11 protein-coding genes and 1 pseudogene are annotated in these 23,314 nt (G+C 72.2%); 8 read left to right on the plus strand and 4 right to left on the minus strand.

Annotated features, from left to right (window positions below; all coding sequences use genetic code 11):
- The first annotated feature begins 541 nt into the window (after positions 1–541).
- Entirely contained in the window at positions 542–1,708 is a 1,167-nt protein-coding gene (locus FRCN3DRAFT_RS0240990) for an SGNH/GDSL hydrolase family protein (protein ID WP_007507031.1), read from the plus strand.
- 178 nt (positions 1,709–1,886) lie between these two features.
- Here the strand turns inward: FRCN3DRAFT_RS0240990 and FRCN3DRAFT_RS0240995 are convergent, their stop codons facing one another.
- From FRCN3DRAFT_RS0240995 to FRCN3DRAFT_RS0241005, 3 genes are all read right to left on the minus strand, one after another.
- Positions 1,887–2,759: an aldo/keto reductase gene (locus FRCN3DRAFT_RS0240995; protein ID WP_027141391.1), complete on the minus strand. Its 873-nt coding sequence runs from the start codon at positions 2,757–2,759 to the stop codon at positions 1,887–1,889.
- Positions 2,760–3,245: 486 nt separating this feature from the next.
- Positions 3,246–4,418, minus strand: a complete 1,173-nt coding sequence (locus tag FRCN3DRAFT_RS0241000; RefSeq protein ID WP_051467516.1) for an acyltransferase family protein — start codon at positions 4,416–4,418, stop codon at positions 3,246–3,248.
- Between the two features lie 237 nt (positions 4,419–4,655).
- Entirely contained in the window at positions 4,656–5,960 is a 1,305-nt protein-coding gene (locus tag FRCN3DRAFT_RS0241005; protein WP_007507035.1) for a cytochrome P450, read from the minus strand.
- Positions 5,961–6,241: 281 nt separating this feature from the next.
- On the opposite strand from FRCN3DRAFT_RS0241005, the gene FRCN3DRAFT_RS48820 reads away from it, so the two are divergent.
- A complete protein-coding gene (locus tag FRCN3DRAFT_RS48820) occupies positions 6,242–6,982 on the plus strand; it encodes a TetR/AcrR family transcriptional regulator (RefSeq protein ID WP_007507037.1) in 741 nt (246 codons plus the stop codon).
- 240 nt (positions 6,983–7,222) lie between these two features.
- Here the strand turns inward: FRCN3DRAFT_RS48820 and FRCN3DRAFT_RS0241015 are convergent, their stop codons facing one another.
- The gene (locus tag FRCN3DRAFT_RS0241015) at positions 7,223–8,698 is read right to left on the minus strand and encodes an MFS transporter (protein WP_007507039.1); all 1,476 of its coding nucleotides are present in this window, start codon (positions 8,696–8,698) and stop codon (positions 7,223–7,225) included.
- Between the two features lie 828 nt (positions 8,699–9,526).
- On the opposite strand from FRCN3DRAFT_RS0241015, the gene FRCN3DRAFT_RS0241020 reads away from it, so the two are divergent.
- The 6 genes and pseudogenes from FRCN3DRAFT_RS0241020 to FRCN3DRAFT_RS48840 all read left to right on the plus strand — a co-directional run.
- A complete protein-coding gene (locus tag FRCN3DRAFT_RS0241020; protein WP_027141392.1) occupies positions 9,527–10,528 on the plus strand; it encodes a 3-oxoacyl-ACP synthase III family protein in 1,002 nt (333 codons plus the stop codon).
- Positions 10,525–11,421: a 3-hydroxybutyryl-CoA dehydrogenase gene (locus FRCN3DRAFT_RS0241025; protein ID WP_007507042.1), complete on the plus strand. Its 897-nt coding sequence runs from the start codon at positions 10,525–10,527 to the stop codon at positions 11,419–11,421. The genes FRCN3DRAFT_RS0241020 and FRCN3DRAFT_RS0241025 overlap by 4 nt, the downstream gene beginning before the upstream one ends.
- A 117-nt stretch (positions 11,422–11,538) precedes the next feature.
- Positions 11,539–14,739 (plus strand): annotated as a pseudogene (locus FRCN3DRAFT_RS56945) (type I polyketide synthase); the annotation flags it as partial.
- A 143-nt stretch (positions 14,740–14,882) separates the two neighbouring features.
- Positions 14,883–15,344 carry a polyketide synthase dehydratase domain-containing protein gene (locus tag FRCN3DRAFT_RS58040; RefSeq protein ID WP_425343369.1) on the plus strand — a complete coding sequence of 154 codons (462 nt, stop codon included), beginning with the start codon at positions 14,883–14,885 and terminating at the stop codon, positions 15,342–15,344.
- Between the two features lie 62 nt (positions 15,345–15,406).
- Complete coding sequence (locus FRCN3DRAFT_RS56950; RefSeq protein ID WP_007507046.1) at positions 15,407–21,832, plus strand: type I polyketide synthase; 6,426 nt, start codon at positions 15,407–15,409, stop codon at positions 21,830–21,832.
- Positions 21,833–21,839: 7 nt separating this feature from the next.
- On the plus strand, positions 21,840–23,314 hold a 1,475-nt coding region (locus tag FRCN3DRAFT_RS48840), incomplete at its 3' end, for a type I polyketide synthase (protein ID WP_007507048.1).

The following is a 23,314-nucleotide window of genomic DNA, read 5'->3' on the forward strand; positions in this document are numbered from 1 at the left end:
GCCAGAGTCGTAACGGACCGAATATCCGCGAACGCGGGGAACGAGCGGGCACCGCCACGCCAGCCGACCCTTTCCCCGTTTGTTTGCCGGATCGTCTGCGAACCACGGATATATGCCACCTACATGCGGCGGGCGTATGGCTCAGGCCGCTTCAGGAAATCCGTTACTCCAGGTCATGGGCGAGTCGGAGCGCAGCCCTGCGCGCCCTGGGCCGGAGGCCGCCCGAGCGCGACGCACGCCCAAGCAGCCGTTCTTGACTCTCCAAGGCATTGGGGGTACGGTCTGCCATGTCAAAGCTGAACGCCGTATAGTTATTTTATGGCGATATAAAAATAGACGCCACGCATGATCGATAACCGACGCGCCTGCGCCTGTCCTAACGCGTACCAACCCTTGAGACCCACCCACCCCACCCGCTTCCGCTGTCGCATCTCGCTCCCAGCACGACCGATCCCGATCGAAGGAGTCCGCCCGTGGGCACCGTCGTCCCGACCATCGACCGTCCCGATCCCGCCGCCGACATGATCACCGGGTTCGCCGCATGAGCCACCAGGACCACCGCTGGGCCGCAGCCTGGGCTACCGCTCCGCAGCGGCCGGGCACCGGCTTCGTCCCGAACTGGTCCGAGGAGGGCTTCGCCGACCAGACGATCCGGCAGACCGTCCGATTGAGCGTCGGCACGAACGCACTGAGAGTTCGACTGTCCAACCGTTACGGCGCCGCGCCACTCCGGGTCGCGGGCCTCACCATCGCGTCCGCCGCGGGTGGCAGCGTGATCAAGTCCGACACCCTTCGGGAGCTGACCGCGGACGGGAAGGCCGCCTTCACCATTCCTGCGGGTACCGACCTGGTCACCGACGCGGTGCGGTCTCCCGTCGACGCGCTGGAGTCGGTGACCGTCTCGCTGTACCTGGCCGAGCCCTCCGGTCCCGCGACCTACCACGCCCAGGCGCTCGCCACGACCTACCGGGCGGCGGGCGACCACCTCGCGGACGCCGAGGGCACGGCCTTCGCCGAGACCTCGCAGTCCTTTTACTACCTGGACGGAATCGAGGTCGCCGCGGCCGCCGGCAGCGCCGACGGCATCGTGGTGTTCGGCGACTCGCTCACCGATGGGACCGGCAGCACCCCCGATACCGACCAGCGCTTTCCCGACCTGCTGGCCCAGCGCTTCGTGGCGGCGGGACGGCCGCGGCCCGTGCTGAACCAGGGCATCGGCGGCAACCGGGTGACGGTCGACTCGGCCTGGCTCGGCGACCGAGCCACCGCCCGCTTCCAGCACGACGTGCTGGAACGTCCTGGAGTGGGCACAGTGGTGATCCTCGCCGGGATCAACGATGTCGCGATCAGCGAGATCGAGCAGAACTCGCCGTTCCCGGTCCTGGCGCCCTATACCGAGGTGTCGGCGGAGCAGGTCATCGACGGGCATCTGGAGATGATTCGCCAGGCGCGTGGCGCGGGCCTGCGAGCGGTCGGGGCGACGCTGCTGCCGATGCGGGGCTCGGCCTTCTCCACGTCGCGCAGCGAGGCCAAGCGCGCCGCGGTCAACACCTGGATCCGCGAGTCGGGAGCGTACGACGCCGTCGTCGACCTGGCCCTGGCACTGGGCGACGCGCTCGACCCGGCCCACGACTCCGGCGACGGACTGCACCTCAGCGACGCCGGATACCGGGCGATGGCGGAAGCCGTCGAACTCGCCGCCCTGTAACGCCTGGTACCACCTTCTGCGTACGGCCTCGGGCGGCCGCGCGGTCCGCGCGGCCGCCCGAGGCCGCTTTCCGTTCGTCGGTCGGCATGAGGTGTGACCCGGAATCGGCCCGCCAGTCCACCGGTCGAGGCCGCGAACCCGACACCGAACCGCGGCGGCGGAAATCAGGTCACGGAGGTCAGGCCGCGGCGGAGAGCGCCTGGTACTGCTCGTCCGTCAGCTTGATCTCGGCGCTGCGCGTGTTCTCCTCGACGTGTGCGACCGTGCTCGTACCGGGAATCGGGAGCGCGACCGGCGAGCGGTGCAGCAGCCAGGCCAGGGAGAGCTGCGCGGCGGTGGCGTCGATGTTCGCGGCGACCTTCCGCGCCGGGCTGTCGGGCTGCGCGAGGGCGCCGCTGGCGATCGGGAACCACGGGATGAAGGCGATGCCCTCACGCTCGCAGTATTGCAGTACTTCCTCGTAATGACGGTCGGACAGGTTGTAGAGGTTCTGCACCGACACGATCGGCGCGATCCGCCTGGCCTGCTCGATCTGCTCCACCCCGACCTCGGACAGGCCGATGTGACGGATCTTGCCCTCCTGCTGCATGAGTACGAGCTCGCCGATCTGGTCCTCCAGCGGGACCTCCGGATCGATGCGGTGCAACTGCATCAGGCCCACGCTGTCCACGCCGAGGTGACGCAGGCTGCTCTCCGCCTGCTCCCTCAGGAACTCGGGACGCCCCACCGGCTGCCACTGGTCGGGCCCCGGCCGAGCGAGACCGACCTTGGAGGCGATGACGAGGTCCTCCGGGTAAGGGTGCAGCGCCCGGTAGATGATCCTGTCGCTGGCGAAAGGGCCGTAGGCGGCGGCGGTGTCGATGAAGTCGACGCCGAGCTCGCGGGCGCGGCGCACCACGCGGACCGCTTCGGCGGGATCGGTCGGGTCGCCCCAGATCCCAGGGCCGGTCAGTCGCATGGTGCCCAGTCCTAGACGGTGGACGGGCAGATCACCGCCGAGGTGGAACAGGCCAGAGGCCTCAGCGGGGCGCGCAGGTGACTGGATGCTCACAGGAGTCGCCTTCCTTTGCGGAGCGGGTAGGGCAAGGTGGCGGGCTGCCACCGACGACGAACGCTACACGGCGTGCATGTACTGAACAACGAGCTAAACTCGTCCTATGTATAGATAGAACACTCCACAAAACTAGTGCACAGGCGCTAGGATGGTGGGCATGGGAGGACGTGGAGCCGCGGGACGCTGCGAAGCCGCGGAGCAGAGTCGCCGGGCCCGCGATGCCGCTCGTCGGGGATGCACCGCCACGAGGAACCGCTCGACCTTGACCCAGTCGCCGGGGCCCGCCCCGGTCGGTGACGGTGCCGTTCCAGGCGGGACCGGCGGCCCAGGCGGGACCGACGACACCGCCTCGCGCCGGATGCCTCGCACCGCGGTCCGCCAATCCACCGAAGCGCAAAAGACGGCGGGGGTACCGGCGTGTCTCAGCCGGTGCCCCCGCCGTCCGGCGGAGCATGGATGTCCGGGTGGTCGGCGCCTACCCGCTCAGCGCTGCTGTCCCTCCCCCCAGGCGGCCAGCGGCGCGGGCCGCGCCGGGAGGTCAGGAGACGGGGCGGCGGGTCCCGGCTGCGTCGGGACGTCCAGCGACGGGGCAGCGGGCGCGGGACGGCGACGCGGCGCGGCGAACCTGCGCATCATGGGCGTCTCCACCCAGCCGTACGTCGCCCACGACAACAGGACGACCACGGTCAGCGCGAGCGCGATGAACCCGAGGTTGCCGGCGGTGGACAGTGGCTGGTGCTCGGCGAAGAGGTGGGCGAGCCACATGAGCACCAGGTAGTGCCAGAGGTAGAACGCATAGGAGATCTTGCCCAGCCACACCATGGGTCCGTTGCGGAAGGGCGAGAACCGCCCCCGCAGGTCGGCCTCGGTCGCCGCCGCGACCAGCAGGCCGAACGGCAGCGCGGTACACGCGGCGAGGCCGTATTCATAGGGCACCTGGGTGGACAGGACGTACCCGCCGATCGCCACCGCCAGGGCCGGCATCAGGGGCAGCCGGGAAAGCTGGCCCTCCTTGACCATCCGGGCCAGGAAAATGCCAAGCAGGAAGTCGAGAGTGCGCACCGGCGGGAAGCCGTTGATGAACCACAGCTTGGTGACCCCGATCGGCAGCGCGGCGCTGACCGCCTCGTCGGGCATCAGCGCCTGGGCGAGCGAGGGCACCGCGGCGATCGCCGCGGTGACCGCCGCCACCCCTATCCACAGCCGGCTCGGCCGCACCCGGTTCACCAGCCCAATTATCAGCGGGAAACATGCGTAGAAGAACACCTCACAGCACAGCGACCAGGAGACGGGGTTGACGCCCCACCAGGTCTTGAAATGCCAGTCCCAGACGTGCACCAGGAACAGGTTGGCGATCGCGACGCCAGCTCCCGGGAAGATTCCGAGATAGAGCACCAGCAGGATCCCGGCGGCCAGGATGACGACGTGGTTCGGGTACAACTTGAACGCCCGCCGCCGCCAGAACTCGACTGCCGTGTCGGTCGGACGGGCGGCCCAGGTCAGCACGAATCCGCTGAGCACGAAGAAGAAGGTGACGCCAGCCCATCCGCCCTGGCCGAACATGGAATGGTAGGTGCGCGCGGTGGAGGGGTCCGAGAACGGCGCCAGCGCGCCGATGTGGAAGGCGGCGACGAGGAGCGCGGCGATTATTCTCATCCCCGTGAGCGATGGTACTGGCTTCCCTCGGACCTTACTCATATTTTCACTCAAATTTTCTTCCTCCCGGATCGCGGTGACCTTTTCGAAGACGGCACCCGTCTGGCGGCGGGACGACGGGAGCGCCGTTGTCGATATGCGGCAAAGAAGGCGTCGCCACGTCGGCCCGCCGCCGGCGGCACAAGATGACCGGGCCACATCGGGAACGTGGCCTCGCCACGTGGCGAGGCCACGGCGTCAGGGGCGGTCGGCGGGCACCGGGTTGAGCTGCGGGTCCCACTCCACGAGCAGGTGCTGGGGGCCGCGGAAGGAGGTGTTCGGCAGATACGTGATCCGCTGCTCCCCGACCAGGCGCAGATGCGGTAGCCGGCGGGCCAGCTCCTCGATGAAGATCCGCATCTCCTGCCGAGCGAGCGTGGCGCCCATGCAGGCGTGCGCGCCGAACCCGAAGGTCATGTGCCGGTTCGGATTCGGCCGGTCGATGTCGAAGCGTTCCGGGTCCTCGAAGACCGCCTCGTCGTGGTTGGCGGAGGAGGTGATCATCATCACCCGGGCGTCCTTCGGTATCGTCACGCCGCCGACCGTGGTCTCCTTCACGGCCAGCCGGCGCCAGGCGGCCACCGAACCGTCGTAGCGCAGCGACTCCTCGGCCGCCTTGGGAATCAGCTCCGGGTCGGCGCAGACGCGTTCCCAGGTCCGCGGGTTCTCCAGCAGCGCGCGCATGGCGTTGCCGCTGGCGTTGGTCGTGGTCTCATGCGCGGCGACCAGGCCGGCCAGCGCCGTTGTCTGCAGTTCGTTGTCGCCGAACAGCCCGGGCTTGCGCTCGCTCTCGCGGATCAGATGCGGCAGCCAGCCGGGGCCCTCCGAGGCCTGCCTGATCTTCTCCACCAGCCCGCCGCTGAACTCCCAGTACCGGCCCAGGTTGGAGGCCACCTGCTTCTGTTCCTCGGGGGACGGCCGGCCGTACATGAACACGGTCTGGTCCAGGGTGAACTGGCGGCAGGCCGCGATGTCCTCGTCCGGGATCCCCATGAAGATCAGCGCGATGGTGATCGGCGCCTCCTGGAAGAGGTCGGCCATGAGGTCCGCGCGACCCTTCTTGACGAAGGCGTCGATGTACCCGTTCACGATCTCCCGGATGCGCGGGACGAGGGCCTCCACCTCCCTGCCCTTGAACGGGTCCTGATGCGCCATGCGGCGCTCCCGGTGGGACGGGCCGTCCTCGTTGACCAGTGCGAGCCCGGGATTGAAGCCGTGTTGGACCAGGATCGCGATCGTCTCGTCGGTGGACGGGGTGATCTGGTCCAGGGTGATGGAGGCGGAGAAGGTGTCGGTGTCCTTGAATATCTCCTTGATGTCGTCGTACCGGGTGACGACCCAGTAATCGAGCACCGGACTGTAGAAGACCGGCTCCGCCTTGCGGGCGGCTGCCATGGACTTGCCCGGGTGGGCCTGGTACGCGGATTCGAACGGATCGAATGCGGCGGCCAGCGTGGAGACCGGGCATCCGGTCGGTGTGGTGAGTTCAGGGCTCGTGGTCATGACGTCCCCTCGGAAACGAGGCGGCGGGCCGGGACGGGCGGATGCGTGCGCCCACCGCGAGATTATGGCGGGCATTTCGGCATTCCAACCCTTATCGCGCGGCGCCGGCCCCCTATCGATTTCCCGGGAAGTCGGGGTCCGCGATCCACCCAGAATCCGGGTCCGTTCACGGAATGCGGATGTGCGTTCGCCGACGACTTGTGCGCACCGCCGCGGTCCGTGGTCCGCGGACGGCCTGAAGACCGTCGGCGGAGATGGTCACACGCGGTAAACTGGCTTGCATGGCACAGCCGACACTGAGCCGCCGGGAACGGCTCCGCGCCGAGACGGCCGCGGAGATCAAGGTCACCGCGCTCAAGCAGATGGCCGCCGGCGGCGCGGCGGCCGTGTCCCTCCGCGCCATCGCCCGGGACATGGGCATGACCGCGGGCGCCATCTACAGCTACTACGACACCCGTGACGCGCTCATCAACACGCTGGTCAGCGACGTCTACACCTCGCTCGCCGACACCCTCGAGGCCGCGCACCGCCGGCTGCCCGAGCAGGACACCGCGCGGCGGGTCCTCGCCCACGGCCACGCCTACCGGCAGTGGGCGATCGAGCATCCCGAGGAGTTCCGGCTCGTCTACGGCGACCCGGTCCCGGGCCACGACCTGCCGGAGGCCAGCGCCGCCTCCGAGGCCGCGCTGCGGGTCTGCCGGCTGCTGATCCAGCTGGTCGCCGCCGCCTGGTCGCACGCCGCCGCCACCCACCCCGGCGGGGACCTGGTCTGGGAGGACTTCCAACCGGGCCTGATCGCCGTGCTGAACGCCGAGCAGCCCGGCCTGCCGCCGGCGGCGCTCGCGCTGACGCTGCGGGTGTGGGGCCGGATGCATGGGCTGGTCGCCCTGGAGATCTACGGTCACCTGCGTACGCAGGTCGCCGATCCCGCCAAGCTCTACCACCTGGAACTGCTCGGCCTCATCGCCTCACTGGGGCTCGAGCTCCCGGACCCGAGCGCGGCCGCCGGCGGCGGCCACTGACAGGCAGGGAACGACGAGACCCGCCCGGGTCAAGCCGACCCGGGCGGGTCTCGTATCGGCGTGGCCGGCGCCTGGGAACGTACCGGCCATGTGGTCTGAGGGCTTCGCGGGAACGATTCGGCATCCCGGAGCAACGGACGGAGTCCTACCAGGGCTGACTGAGGGGGCGCTGGCCCGTCCGGCCACGTGGTCCTACCGCGGCGGCGGCCGGCGGCGGGCCGCGCCGCCGGCCGCCCGGGCTCACGCGGTCGCGGAGGCCCCCTCCACCTCGTCCGCCCGGGCCTCGACGGGCTCGGTCTCCACGGGCGGGGCCGGGTTCTTCAGGAAGAAGAAGGTGATCAGGCAGGCGGCCGCGACCACGATGCCCGCGATCACGCCTGCCAGTTGCAACCCGTCCACGATCTCCGCGGCGCTCGGCGCTGGCACGCCGCCGTAGTCGATGCCGTGGTTGGCCACGGCCACCAGGGCCGCCAGCCCCACCGCCCCGCCGATCTGCATCGAGGTCGAGGCCGCGGAGGTCGCCACGCCCTGCTCAAGCGGGGAGACACCCAGCCCGGCCGCCCCGAACACCACGGTGAACCCGACGCCGCCGCCGAATCCCCACAGGATGATCCCGGGCAGCAGCGCCCAGTACGACCCGTGCGCCGACATCCCCAGCGCGGTGATCGCGACACCCGCGCCGTTCACGACCAGCGTCCCGGTGAAGACCGTGCGCAGGGTGAACCGGTTCAGCAGAGGCGCGGTGAGCTTCCCGGCCGCCATCGAGACGGCGCACAGCGGCAGGAACGCGAGGCCGGCCTCCGTCGGGCTGTAGCCGAGGACCGGCTGAAGGTACGTCGTCAGCACGTAGTACCCCGTCGCCAGTCCCACCATGAACAGGAAGGCGACGGCCATCGTGACGGCCAGCGTGCGGGTACGCACCAGGCGCAGCGGCATCAGCGGCGAGGGAGTCACTGCCTCCACCACCACGAAAGAGATCAGCAGCAGCCCGCCGAGCACCTCGGCGCCGAGCGACTGAAGGGACGTCCAGCCCGACGACGGGCCGGACGCCAGGCCGAACACGATCAGCGAGGCGCCCGCGGTCGCCAACAGCGCGCCCGGAACGTCGAACTCCCGGATCGCCTTGCGTGCCGGCCCGTCCGCCGGCAGCAGCCGCGTGCCGGCCACTATCGCGATCACCGTCAGCGGCACGTTGACGAACATCACCGACGACCAGCCCCACCAGTCGGTGAACAGACCACCGAGCAGCGCTCCGGCCGCCAGGCCCCCGCCGCCGATCGCGCCCCACACCGACATCGCGCGGTTGCGCTCCCGGCCCTCCGGGAACCCGATGAAGATCAACGTCAGCGTCGCCGGGAACAGCAACGCCCCGCCGCCGCCCTGCACCGCGCGTGCCGCGATCAGCAGCCCCGGGGTGTTCGCGAGCCCACCCACGAGCGAGGACAGCCCGTAGATCACCAGCGACGCGAACCATACCCGCCGGGCGCCGAGCCGGTCGACCAGCCGGCCGCCGAAAAGCAGCAGCCCGCCATAGCCCACCGCGTAGGCGGAAACGACCCATTGCAGCGACTGGGCCGAGAAGTTCAGCGACTCACCGATATCCGGCAACGCCACGTAGACGATGTTGTAGTCGACCGCGATGATCAGCTGCGAGAACCCCAACAGCGCGAGCCGCCACCCCAATTTCGTCGGCGCCAGCCCAGAAGTATCCGTCATGGACCCGGTCAATCCCCTCGAAACGACTGCGACGGCATGACATTTCCCGTACCGGCCCGGTGTCTGCTGCGGGCCTGCACTGCGCGCATAGGTTACACGGCGTTCAACTTACGCACTAAGTATAGGTGCCATGCGCCGTTAAGTGTCAAGCGTCCAGCCAGCCCCTGGCCCTGCCGGCCCGGCCCCCGTCGATCGCTCCGGCACGACCGCGGGCCCGCGACCTGGGGTGTTGTCCTGCGAGCAGGCAAGTGTCCGCGCGGGCCGGCGGGCCCGGGCCGGCAGGCCCCGGCCCTCGTCCGCGAAGCGCCGTGGACGCCACTCGCCCGCCAGCCACTCCTCCCCCGCCGCCGCCGGCCGGCCCCGGCCCCCCTATCGAGCCGCTCGCGGCGCACGTACCTGGGCGGTTGGTGGCCGGTCGACCCGCGCGGCAGCGGCTCGTCGCACCCGCCACGACCGCGGCCACCCGATATCAGGCGAATCGGCTAGGGGGGGCGCGGCAAGCCTGGGGTTGGCCGGGACGGAAACGAAACATAGCGTGGCGAAGGGGTGACCCAACGCCACGCGGAATACGTGGCGGTCATGAGAAGGACCGGTATTTCCGGCAGCGCTGCCGGCCCGGCTTCCGCATAAGACCGCATGTGCGTGACGGGGCACTTCGTGCGCGGCGCGGCGCGGCGCCGGGAAATCCACAGGGAGACCTTTCGCTTTTCGGCCAACGGGATGCCGTGGGACCGCGCGGACCGGGCGAACGCCCTCCGCGCCGGCGGGACCGGCACACCCGCCCCGCCTCGGCGGGTTGGCCCCCTATCACGGAAGGCGGACTCGACGGTGACGACACACGCGGTCGGGATCATCTCGACCGGCTCGTACGTCCCCAAGGAAGAAGTCAGCAACGAGGAGGTAGCGGCCCGCTGCGGCGTCACGGCGGAGTGGATCGAGCGCAAGACCGAGATCAGGAGCCGCCGCTACGCTCCGCCGCACGAGGCGGCCTCCGACCTCGCCGCCCGGGCCGCCGCCGAAGCGCTGGACGCCGCGGAGGTGCCCGCCGCGGCGATCGACTACCTGATCGTCTCGACCTCCACCGGAGACTCCCCGCAGCCGCCGACCTCCGCGCTGGTCCAGCACGCGATCGGCGCGTACGGCGCGGCCTGCTTCGACGTCAACGCCGTGTGCAGCGGCTTCGTCTACGGCCTCGAGCTGGCCCGGGCGCTGATCGCGCTGCGCCCCGGGTCCCGGGCATTGGTGATCGCCGCCGACGTGTACTCCCGGATCCTGGACTTCTCCGACCGGCGCACCGCGCCGCTGTTCGCCGACGGGGCCGGAGCGGCCGTCGTGGGCGAGGTCGACGAGCCCTACGGCTTCCTCGGCACCGACCTGTCCACCAGCGGCGACGCACACCACCTCATCCGGGTGGAAGCCGGCGGCAGCCGGTCGCCCGCCTCGGCGGAGACACTCGCGGAGGGCGGCCACTACTTCCGCATGGAGGGCCGCGCCGTGCGCGAGTTCGTCAACCAGCGGCTGCCCTCGGCGCTGGAGCGGCTGGTCGAGGGCGCCGGCCGGCGGCTGGGCGAGGTCGACCACTTCGTGCCGCACCAGGCCAACGGCGTGATGATGCGCGAGCTCGTCGAGGCCGCGGGGCTCACGCGGGCCACCACCCACCGCACGGTGGAGCGGTACGGCAACCTGGGCTCCGCCTCCATCCCCGTCACCTTGGACGAGGCCAACCGCGCCGGGCGGCTGCGCCGCGGCGAACTGGTGCTGCTCGCCGGTTTCGGCGGGGGCATGGCGGTGGGCACGTCGCTGCTCAGCTGGCGGGGGGCCGCGGCATGACGGACACCCTGGCAGTGGACGCGGCCACGCCCGCGGGGCGCCTGCGCCGGCTCGGCGTGGTCGGCTGCGGGCAGATGGGCGCCGGCGTGGTCGAGATCGCCGCGAGGGCGGGGCTCGACGTGCGGGTCGCCGTCTCCTCCGTGCACTCCGGCGAGCGCGGCCTGCGCCGGATCACCGGATCGCTGGACCGCGCGGTCGCCAAGACGAAGATCAGCGCGGCGGAGCGGGACGGCGCGCTGGACCGGATCTCCTTCACCACCGCGCTGGACGACCTGGCGGACCGCCAGGCGGTCGTCGAGGCGGTCCCCGAGCACGAGTCCGCCAAGCTCCAGGTCTTCGCCCTGCTCGACAAGATCGTGACGGATCCGGAGGCGATCCTGGCCTCCAACACCTCCTCGCTGCCGATCGTCCGGCTCGCCCGCGCCACGCAGAATCCCGGCCGGGTTGTCGGCCTGCACTTCTTCAACCCGGTGCCGGTGCTGCCACTGGTCGAGGTAGTCGGCTCGGTGCTCACCGACCAGCACACCGTGGATCGCGCTGAGTACCTGGCTACCGAGGTTCTCGGCAAGACCGCGATCCGTTCGCCCGACCGGGCCGGTTTCCTGGTCAACGCCCTGTTGTTCCCGTACCTGCTGGCCGCCGTCCGGATGGTGGAGGCCGGCATCGCGACGCCCGATGACGTCGACCGCGGCATGGTGGCGGGCTGCTCCCATCCGATGGGCCCGCTGCGCCTGCTGGACCTGATCGGCCTGGACACCACGGTGTCGATCGCCGATGCGCTGTACGCGGAGTTCAAGGAGCCGCTGTACGCGCCGCCGCCGCTGCTGCTGCGCATGGTCGACGGCGGCCTGCTCGGCAGGAAGACCGGCCGGGGTTTCTACGAATACGCGTGAGGCCTGCGGCTTCTCCGCCCGCCCGGGGCCGGCGCCCGGGCGGGCGTCGTCGAGCGCTGAAACGGTCGACGCGATGAGAGCTGTCCACGGAAAGAGTCAAGGAAGGCGGATGGATCAATGGCGTCTACGGCTAAGGGCACCTCGTCGGCCGACACGGTGGTCGCGGCGCTGCGGGATTCGTTGAAGGAGACGGCCCGGCTCCGGCAGCGCAACCGGGAACTGGCGGCCCGGGACCGGGAGCCGGTGGCGATCGTGGGTATGGCCTGCCGTTTTCCGGGCGGTGTCGAGTCTCCTGAGGATCTGTGGGATCTGGTCGTCGAGGGGCGTGACGGGACGTCGGAGTTTCCGGGGGATCGTGGTTGGGATTTGGGGCGTCTTTTTGGTGGGGGTGGGGATGTTCCTGGGTCGTCGGTTACGCGGCGGGGTGGTTTTCTGGGGGGTGCTGGGGGTTTCGATGCGGAGTTCTTTGGGATTTCGCCGCGTGAGGCGTTGGCGATGGATCCGCAGCAGCGGGTCTTGTTGGAGGTGTGCTGGGAGGCGTTCGAGCGTGCCGGGATCGACCCGACCACCCTGCGGGGGTCGCGCACCGGCGTGTATGCCGGGCTGATGTACCACGACTACGGCCCGCACCTGCACCTGCCCGTGGAGGGGGTGGACGGCCACCGGCTGACCGGGACTCTCGGCAGTGTTTTGTCGGGGCGGGTGGCGTATGTGTTTGGTCTGGAGGGGGCGGCGGTGACGGTGGATACGGCGTGTTCGTCGTCGTTGGTGGCGTTGCATGTGGCGGTGGGGGCGTTGCGGCGGGGTGAGTGTGGGGTGGCGTTGGCGGGTGGGGTGACGGTGATGTCGTCGCCGGGGACGTTTGTGGAGTTTTCTCGGCAGGGTGGGTTGTCGGGGGATGGTCGGTGTCGGTCGTTTGCGGCGGGTGCGGATGGTACGGGGTGGGCGGAGGGTGCGGGGGTTCTGGTGTTGCAGCGGCTTTCGGATGCGGTGCGGGAGGGGCGTCGGGTTTTGGCGGTGGTGCGGGGTAGTGCGGTGAATCAGGATGGTGCGTCGAATGGTCTGACGGCGCCGAACGGCCCATCACAGGAACGTGTGATTCGGGCGGCGTTGGCGGATGCGGGATTGGCCACGGGGGACGTGGACGCGGTCGAGGGGCATGGAACCGGAACCCGACTTGGCGATCCGATTGAGGTCGACGCATTGATGGCGACGTATGGGCGGGGGCGGTCGGGTGGTGAGCCGGTGTGGTTGGGGTCGTTGAAGTCGAATGTGGGGCATGCGCAGGCGGCGGCGGGGGTGGGTGGGGTGATCAAGATGGTGATGGCGTTGCGGCATGGGGTGTTGCCGGCGTCGTTGCATGCGGGTGATCCGTCGCCGTTGGTGGACTGGGAGGCGGGTGGGGTGCGGTTGCTGTCGGCGGCGCGGGCGTGGCCGGCGGTGGGGCGGGTGCGTCGGGCGGGGGTGTCGTCGTTCGGGATCAGCGGCACCAACGCGCACGTCGTGCTCGAACAGGCCCCAGAAGCCGCCAGCCCCGAGACGTCCGCCGACGCCGTGCTCGTCGAACCGTCGCGGCAGGCCCCTGAGACCACCGGACCGGCGCGGCAGGCTGCCCTTTCCGATGAGGGTGTCGGGGTGCTGGTGCCGGTGTCGGCGTGTAGTGCGGTGGCGTTGCGGGCGGTCGCGGGACGGCTGGGTCGGTTCGTCGGGGGGCGTGCCGAGGTGGGTGTGGTGGGGGTGGGGCTCGCGTTGGCGACGACGCGGGCGGTGATGTCGCATCGTGCCGTGGTGCTCGCGGCGGACCGGGAGGAGCTGCTGGCGGGGCTGGCGGCCCTCGCCGAGGGGCGGGAACATCCACGGGTCGTCACCGGCGAGAGCACGGGTCCGGCAGGTGAAGTGGCGTTCCTGTTCGCTGGGCAGGGCAGCCAGCGTCCGGGGATGGGTCGGGACCTGTACGCGGCGTTCCCGGTGTTCCGCGAGGCGCTCGACGAGGCCTGCGCCGTGCTCGACCCGCTGCTGCGCGACGAGCTCGCCGCCGTGGGGGTCGGGTCGCTGCGCGAGATCATGTTCGCGGCGGACGGCGGCGTGCTCGCCGACGCGTTGGGGCGGACGGTGTTCACGCAGGCGGCGCTGTTCGCGTTCGAGTCCGCGCTGTACCGGCAGGTCACCGCCTGGGGGATCCAGCCGGACCACCTCGCCGGGCACTCGGTCGGCGAGATCACCGCCGCATACGCCGCGGAGGTGCTGTCACTGCCGGACGCGGCCGCGCTCGTGGCCGCGCGGGGTCGGCTGATGAACTCCCTACCCGACGGCGGCGCCATGACCTCGGTCCAGGCCTCGGAAGCGCAGGTCACGTCGGTGCTGGCGGAGATCGGCGGCGTGGTGGCGATCGCCGCCGTCAACGCCCCGGACTCCGTGGTCGTCTCCGGCGAGCACACCGCCGTCGAGGCCGCCGCCCGCGCGTTGGAGAGCCAGGGATTGAAGACCCGCCGGCTGCGGGTGAGCCACGCGTTCCACTCCCCGCTGATGGACCCGATGCTCGACGAGTTCCGCACGGTCCTCACCAGCCTGACCTACCACGCCCCACGCATCCCGATCGTCTCCACCCTCACCGGCACGACCACCACCGACGAGGACCTCACCACACCCGAGTACTGGACACGCCACGCCCGCGACGCCGTCCGCTTCACCCACGCCATCACCACCCTGCACGACCAGGGCACACGCAGCTACCTCGAACTCGGCCCCGACAACTCCCTGACCACCCTCGCCAGCCGCACCCTTACCGACCACGACGACCACCAGGCCGAGGCCGAGGTCCATCTCGTCCCCGCGCAGCGCCGCAACCAGGCCGAGTCCACGGCCCTGCTGCGTGCCGTGGCCGCCCTGCACACCACCGGCACCAGCCCACACTGGCCCGCCCTCTACCCCCAGGGGACCCCCACCACCGACCTACCCACCTACCCCTTCCAGCACAAGCACTACTGGCTGCCCACCGACGCTCACCTCACCGGAGCGGCGACAGGGCATCCGCTGCTCGACCAGGTGGTGGAGCTCGCCGACTCGGGCGGCATCGTCTTCAGCGGCAGTGTGTCGTTGGCGGCGCAGCCCTGGCTCGCCGACCACACCATCCACGGCACCACCCTCTTCCCCGGCACCGGCCTGCTCGAACTCGCCCTCCACGCCGCCCTGCACACCGGCACCAACACCGTCGACGAACTCACCCTCCACACCCCCCTCACCCTCACACCCACCGACACCCACCACCTCCAACTCACCCTCACACCCCCCGACACCACCGGCCACCGCACCCTCACCATCCACACCCGCCCCACCACACCACCCCCGACCACCCCTGGACCCACCACGCCACCGGCACCATCCCCCCACCCCAAAACCACCAACCCACACCCAACCCCGACCCCGCCCCCACCCCCTGGCCACCACCCCACACCCACCCCATCGACCTCACCCACCACTACAACACCCTCACCACCCACGGCCTCGACTACGGCCCCACCTTCCAAAACCTCACCGCCGCCTGGCACGACGACACCACCCTCTACGCCACCCTCACCCTCCCCGACACCCTCCCCGACACCCACCGCTACACCATCCACCCCGCCTCCTCGACGCCGCCCTCCACACCCTCACCCTCACCACCCCCACCCACACCCCCAACCCCAACCCCACCACCCCCAACCTCCCCTTCACCTTCACCACCACCCAAACCCACACCACCGCCACCCCCACCGCCCACGCCACCATCACCCCCACCACCCCCACCACCGCCACCATCCACCTCACCGACCCCACCGGAACCCCCCTCACCACCATCCACACCCTCACCACCCGCCCCGCCACCAAAAACCACATCGACACCGCCGCGGCGGCCGGCTCGGCCGATTCCCTGTACACCCTGAGCTGGGTACCGGTATCCGCGACCGGCACGGAGGCGGTACCCGTCTACGCCGACATCGCCGACGTGCTGGCGGACTCCGCCCGCGCCGCCTCGGTCGCAGTGCCGTTCGCCGCCGCACCCGGCCTGCCCACGCCGGAGTCAGTGCACGAGCTCACCCATCGGGCCCTCGCCGCCGCCCAGCGGTGGCTGGCCGACGAGGGCACCGCCGACACCCAGCTCGTCGCCGTCACCCACCGCGCGGTCGCCGCCGATCCCGCGGAGGATGTGCGGGACCTGGCCGGTGCCGCGGTGTGGGGCCTGCTGCGGTCGGCCCAGACCGAGAACCCGGATCGCATCACCCTGGTTGACCTCGACGAGGCCACCGCCGCCGACCCCGAGCGCCGGGCCACCGCCCTCGCCGCCGCCGTCGCCGCTGGCGAACCCCAGGTCGCCGTCCGTGACGGCCGACTGCTGGCGCCCCGACTGCGCCGCGCCGCGGCGGGCGCGGCGACACCCGCGGTTTGGGACCCCGAAGGCACCGTTCTGCTCTCCGGCGCCACCGGCGCCCTGGGTTCCCTCGTCGCCCGCCACCTGGTCACCGAACGCGGGGTCCGTCGCCTGCTGCTGGTCAGCCGCCGCGGCCCACACGCCCCCGGCGCCGCCGAGCTCACCGCCGAGCTCACCGCCGCCGGCGCCCACGTCGACGTCGCCGCCTGCGACACCGCCGACCGCGCGGACGTGGAGCGAATGCTGGCCGCCGTCCCGGCCATGCACCCCCTGCAGGCCGTCGTGCACGCGGCGGGAGTCGTGGATGACGGGGTCATCGGCATGCTGACGCCGGAACGGGTGTCCGCGGTGCTGCGGCCCAAGGTCGACGCCGCCTGGCACCTGCACCAGGCCACCGCCCACCTCGACCTCAAGGCCTTCGTCCTCTTCTCGTCCATCGCCGGCACCTACGGCACGGCGGGGCAGGCGAGCTACGCGGCCGGCAACGCGTTCCTCGACGCCCTCGCCACCCACCGCCACGCACACGCCCTACCCGCCACCTCCCTCGCCTGGGGCCCCTGGGCCGACACCGGCATGGCCGCCCAACTCACCACCACCAACCAAACCCGCCTCACCAACACCGGCATGACCCCCCTCCCCCCACACCAAGGCCTCACCCTCTTCGACACCGCCCTCACCCTCGAGGACGCGGTGGTCGCGCCGGTGTCGCTCGACACGGGAACGCTGCGCGGGCTCGGTGACGAGCTCCCCCACCTCCTGCGGGCCCTGGTGCGCCCGCGGGCCCGCCGCGCCGCGACGACCGGCGCCGCGCCCGCGACCCTGGCCCGGGGCCTGGCCGGCCGGCCGGCTGACGAGCGGCGCGCGCTGCTGCTGGACCTCGTCCGGACGCAGATCGCCGCGGCCCTTGGTCTCGACGGTCCGCGCAGCGTGGACGCGCGCAGCAGCCTGAAGGACCTGGGGCTGGACTCGCTGACCGCCGTCGAGCTGCGCAACCGGCTCGGCAAGGCCACCGGCCTGCGGCTACCCGCGACGCTGGTCTTCGACTACCCGTCGGCCACCGCGCTGGCGGACCACCTTCTTCAGGAGTTCGGGGCCGGGCAGGAACTCGGAGCCGGGCAGCCGCCCTCGCCGGCTCAGGCCGCGACCCGGCGACCCGCGGCCGACTCCGCCGGCGGCGCCGACGAACCGATCGCCATCATCGGGATGGCCTGCCGCTATCCCGGCGGGGTGCGCTCGCCGGAGGACCTGTGGCAGCTCGTCATGGCTGGCGGCGACGCGATCACCCAGTTCCCGGCGGACCGGGGCTGGGACCTGACGAACCTGTACGACCCCGACCCGGACCGGCCCGGCACCTCGTATACCCGTGAGGGCGGGTTCCTCCACGACGTGGCCGAGTTCGACGCGGAGTTCTTCGGGATCTCGCCACGCGAAGCACTGGCGATGGACCCACAGCAACGCCTGCTCCTCGAGACCTCCTGGGAAGCGCTCGAACGCGCCGGAATCGACCCGAAAGCACTACGCGGCACCGACACCGGCGTGTTCACCGGGATCATGTACCACGACTACGTCAGCCGGCTACCGGAGATGCCCGGCGAGCTGGAGGGGTACCTGGGCACCGGCAACACCGGCAGCGTCGGCTCCGGCCGCATCTCGTACACCTTCGGCTTCGAGGGTCCGGCCGTGTCGGTGGACACCGCCTGCTCCTCGTCGCTGGTGGCACTGCACCTGGCGATGCGGGCGCTGCGGTCGGGCGAGTGCTCGCTGGCGCTGGCCGGCGGGGTGACCGTGCTGGCTTCGCCGTTCACCTTCGTCGAGTTCAGTCGACAGCGTGCGCTGTCGCCGACCGGCCGCTCGCGGTCGTTCTCGGCCGAGGCGGACGGCACCGGCTGGGCGGAGGGCGCGGGGATACTCCTGGTGGAACGGCTGGCCGACGCCCGACGCAACGGGCATCAGGTGCTCGCCGTGGTCCGCGGCTCGGCGGTCAACCAGGACGGGGCGTCCAATGGTCTGACCGCGCCGAACGGCCCCTCCCAGCAGCGGGTGATCCGGGCCGCGCTGGCCGACGCCCGGCTCGCCCCCGCGGATGTCGACGCGGTGGAGGCACACGGCACCGGCACCCCGCTCGGCGACCCGATCGAGGCCCAGGCGTTGCAGGCCACGTACGGGCGGGAGCGCGCGGGCGGAGACCCGCTGTGGCTGGGTTCGGTGAAGTCGAACATCGGGCACACCCAGGCCGCCGCCGGCGCCGCGTCGGTGATCAAGATGGTGCAGGCGCTGCGGCGCGGGGCGCTGCCGCCGACGTTGCACGCGGGGAACCCGTCCCCACACGTGGACTGGGAGGCGGGCTCCGTGGAGCTGCTGACCGAGACGCGGGAGTGGCCGCGGACCGGAAGGCCGCGCCGGGTGGGCGTCTCCTCGTTCGGGATCAGCGGCACCAATGCGCACGTGATCCTGGAGCAGGCCCCGGGCGAGCCGGACGACGCCGAAGCCTCGGTGCCCGCGCGGGAGCCGTCCGATGCGGATCCGGTCGCCGCGCCGCTGCCGCTGTCGGCCGCCGAGCCCGCGGCGCTGCGCGATCAGGCCCGACGGCTGGCCACGCACCTCTCGCTCAACCCGGGGCTGCGGCGTGCCGATGTGGCGCACGCGCTGGCCACCACCCGCACGGCGCTGCCCCATCGGGCCGTCGTGCTCGGCGAAGGGCTGGACGTGTTGGCGCGGGGCGAGTCGGGGCCGAACGCGGTCACCGGAATCGCCCGGGAGCGGGGCAGGACCGTCTTCGTGTTCCCCGGGCAGGGTTCGCAGTGGCCCGGGATGGCGGTGGGACTACTCGATTCCACGCCGGAGTTCGCCGAGGCGCTGCGCGCGTGCGCGGCCGAGGTCGAACGCCATGTGCCCTGGCGAGTGGAGGACGTACTGCGGGGCGCACCCGGCGCTCCGTCACTCGACCGCATCGAGGTCCTGCAACCGGCGCTGTTCACGGTCAACGTCGCCCTGGCGCGCCTCTGGCAGCACCACGGCATCCACCCCGACGCCGTCATCGGCCATTCCCAGGGTGAGATCGCCGCCGCCCACGTCGCCGGCGCCCTCACCCTGCCCGACGCCGCCCGCGTCGTCGTCGTCCGCTCCCAGCTGTTCGCCGACGAGCTGACCGGACACGGCGCCGTCGCCTCCATCCAGATGTCCGCGGACGACCTCGCCCCCCTGCTGGACACCTACCGCGGCCGGCTGTGGATCGCCGGCGTCAACTCCCCCACCGCCGTGACCGTCGCCGGGGATGACGACGCCCTGGACTCACTGATCGACACCCTCCTCGCCCGGGACGTCCGCGCCCGCGTCATCCCCTCCACCGTCGCCTCCCACAGCCCCAGGGTCGAGCCCCTGCGCCAGCGCATCCTCGACGCCCTCGACTTCGTCCGGCCCCGGCCCGCCACCATCCCCCACTACTCCACCGCCCTGCCCGACACCCTCCTGGCCGGAACCGAACTCACCGCCGACTACTGGTACGACAACTGCCGCAACCCCGTGAACTTCGCCCCCACCATCCACACCCTCCTCAACCAGGGCCACCACACCTACCTCGAGATCAGCACCCACCCCGTCCTCACCGCGGCCATCGAACAGACCGCCGAGGCCCACGGCGCCGACGTCCTCGCTCTGGGCACCCTGCGCCGCGGCGACGGCGGCCCCGAACGCCTCAACACCGCCCTCGCCGAAGCCTGGACCAACGGCCTGCCCGTGACGTGGCCGGCGCCCGCCCACCCGCGCCGGGTGGATCTGCCCACCTATCCCTTCCAGCGCAAGCGGTATTGGGTGGAGGCGCCGGCGGCCACGGCGGCGACCGCGCAGGACGCGGCGGAATCCGGGTTCTGGGAGGCGGTCGAGAACGACGACCTGACCACGCTGGCGGCAACGCTGGAGCTGGACGACGGTGCCGCGCTGAGCGCGGTGCTGCCCGCGCTGGCCACGTGGCGGCGGGGGCGGGTGGCGCGCTCGGCCGCCGATGCCTGGCGGTACAAGGTCGCCTGGCGGCCGGTGACCGAGCCGGCGTCGGTGCGCCTTGCCGGCACCTGGCTGCTGGTGGTACCGGAAGGCCACCCGGAGGCGGCCGAGCTGGCCGGCCGATCCGCCGGCCTGCTGGAGCGGCACGGCGCCCAGGTGGCGCGGCTCGACGTCGGGACCGCTCCCGGCCGGGCGGCGCTCGCCTCGGCGCTGGACGGATCCGCCGCCGAGGCGCCGGTCGGCGTGCTGTCCCTGCTGCCGTTGGACGAGACGCCGCTGCCGGGCCGGCCGGCCCTCGCCGCGGGCGTAGCGGGCACGCTGCTGCTGATCCAGGCGCTGGCCGACGCCCAGGTGTCGGCGCCGCTGTGGACCGTGACCCGGGGAGCGGTCGCCACCGACGACGCCGACCCGCCCGCCGCTCCCGTGCAGGCCCAGGTGTGGGCGCTGGGCAGGACCGCGGCGGTGGAGCACCCGGACCGGTGGGGCGGCCTGGTGGATCTTCCGGCCTCGCCCGACGAGCGCGCCCTCGCCCGACTGGCGGCCGTGCTGTCCGGCGCGGCCGACGAGGACCAACTCGCCGTCCGCGACGCTGGGCTGCTCGCCCGCCGACTCGTGCGGTCCCCGCTGGCCACGGTGCCGGTACGCCGGTCCTGGGCGCCGGACGGGACGGTCCTGGTGACCGGTGGCACCGGCGGCATGGGCGCGCACACGGCGCGGCGGCTCGCCGCCATGGGCGCCCACCACCTGCTGCTGACCGCGGACACCGACCTGGACGCGGCCGAGCGGGTGGCGCTGGAGGCCGAGTTCGCCGCGGCCGGGACCCGGGTGACGGTCGCGGTCTGCGACGTCGCCGACCGCGGGGCGCTCGCCGCGTTGCTCGCCTCGGTGCCCGAGGACGCCCCGCTGACCAGCGTCATCCACGCCGCCGGCGACCTCGACGCCGCCGCGCTGGCAGACCTCGATCCGGCTGGGTTGGAGCGCTCGCTGCGCACCAGGACCCTCGGCGCCGCCCATCTCGACGAGTTGCTGGCCGACACCGCGTTGGAGGGCTTCGTGCTGTTCTCCTCGGTGGCCGGCGTGTGGGGCGGCGCCGCCCAGGGCGGGTACGCGGCGGCGAACGCGTACGTGGACGCGCTCGCCGCGCACCGGCGGGCCCGCGGCCTGCGGGCCACCTCCGTCGCCTGGGGGCCGTGGGCCGATCCCGGCACCGGTCTGGACGACGAGGAGGCCGAGGCCGAGCGCCGCGCGCAGCTGCGCCGCCGGGGCCTGACCCCGCTGCCCTCCGAGGCGGCGGTCAGTGCACTGGTCGACGCGCTGGCCCGGGACGAGACCGCGCTGGTGCTCGCCGACGTGGATTGGGGGCGGTTCGCCACCGCCTTCACGGCCGTGCGCAGCAGCCCGCTGCTCGGTGAGCTGCCGGAGGCGGTCCGGGCGGCGACCGAGTCCGGGCCGGACGGGTCCGCCGCGGCGCCGGGCGCCGGGCCGGACCTGGTGCGGACGCTGACCGGGCTGTCCGCGGCCGACCAGGAGCGCATGCTGATCGACCTGGTGCGCACCGAGACGGCCGTAGTCCTCGGGCACAGCGACGGCGAGGCGGTGGACGCCCACCGGGCCCTGAGGGATCTCGGATTCGACTCGCTGGCAGCCGTTACCTTGCGTAATCGACTGGGCGTGGCGACAGGCCTCAAGCTGCCGACCACCCTCGTGTTCAACCACCCGACGCCGGCGGCCGTCGGGGCCTTCCTGCGCACCGAGCTGCTTCCCGAGCAGCCCGCGATATCGCTGGACGGCGAGCTCGACCGGTTGCAGGAGGTGCTGGCGGGCAGCCGCCTGGCCGACGACACGGCGGCGCGCGGTCTGGTCGCGGCCCGGCTGCGGCGGCTGCTGGAGTCGGTGACGGACGAGCCGGCCAACAGCGAGGCAAGCTCCCCGGTCGGGGACCGGCTCGAATCCGCCTCCGACGACGACATCTTCAGCTTCATCGACAACGAACTGGGGCGGTGAGGACCAGATGGCCACTGCGAGGTCGTCCGACGAGGACAGACTGCGCTCGTATCTCAAGCGCGTCGCGGTCGAGCTCGGCGAGGTCCGGCACCGTTCGAAGGCCGCCGAGGAGCGCGCGAGCGAGCCGATCGCGATCGTCGCGATGAGCTGCCGGATGCCCGCCGGGGTCCGCTCGCCCGAGGACCTGTGGGAGCTGGTGGCGGCGGGGAAGGACGCGATCGGCGAGTTCCCCGACGATCGGGGCTGGGACCTGGCGGATCTCTACGACCCGGACCCCGACCGACCCGGCACCTCGTACGTCCGCCTCGGCGGATTCATCCCGCGGGTCGGCGGCTTCGACGCGGCGTTCTTCGGCGTCTCCGACGCGGAGGCACTGGCCATGGACCCGCAGCAGCGGCTGCTGCTGGAGTGCACCTGGGAGGCGCTGGAGCGGGCCGGCGTCGACCCGACGGCGCTGCGCGGCAGCGCGACCGCGGTCTACGCCGGCTGCAGCGTGGACGACTACACGATGCTGCTCGCCGGTCCACCCGCGGACGTGGCGGCGCACCGGCTGACCGGCGGCGGCAACGCGCTCGCCGCCCGGATCTCCAGTGCCTTCGGGCTGACCGGTCCGGCCGTCACCGTCGACACGGCCTGCTCCTCCTCGCTGGTCGCGCTGCACCTGGCCGCGCAGGCGCTGCGCCGGGACGAGTGCTCGCTGGCGCTCGTCAGCGGCGTGTCGGTGATCTCCACGCCGCAGATCTTCGTGGACTTCAGCCGGCAGCGCGGCCTGGCGCCGGACGGCCGGGTCAAGGCGTTCGCCGAGGCGGCCGACGGGACGGCCTGGTGCGACGCGGTCGGCACGCTGGTGGTCGAGAGGCTGTCGGACGCCCAGCGCCTCGGTCACCAGGTGCTCGCGGTGGTGCGCGGCTCCGCGGTCAACCAGGACGGCGCGTCCAACGGCCTGACCGCCCCGAACGGACCGTCCCAGCGGCGGGTCATCCGCGCCGCGCTCAACAGCGGCCTACTCTCCCCCGCCGAGGTGGACGCCGTCGAGGCGCACGGCACCGGCACTCGCCTCGGCGACCCGATCGAGGCGGAGGCCCTGCTGCGGACGTACGGCCAGGGGCGGCCCGCGGACCGGCCGCTGTGGCTGGGCTCGGTGAAGTCCAACTTCGGCCACCCGGGCGCGGCGGCGGGCGTCATCGGCGCCATCAAGATGGTGCTGGCGATGCGGCACGGCCTGCTCCCGCCCACGTTGAACGTGGACCGCCCGACGCCGATGGTGGACTGGGCCACCGGCGAGGTGGAGCTGCTGACCGAGGCGCGGCCGTGGCCCGTCACGGGCCGCCCGCGGCGGGCGGGCGTCTCGGCGTTCGGGGTCAGCGGGACGAACGCGCACGTGATCCTCGAGGAGGCGCCGCGGGAGCCCGAGCCGGTGCCGGAGCCCTCGGGCGCGGGCGAGCGGACGCGGCCGGCCGTCGGCGCCGACGCGGGCGCCGG

The sequence above is a fragment of the Pseudofrankia saprophytica genome, from assembly GCF_000235425.2.
GTDB classification, from domain to species: domain Bacteria; phylum Actinomycetota; class Actinomycetes; order Frankiales; family Frankiaceae; genus Pseudofrankia; species Pseudofrankia saprophytica.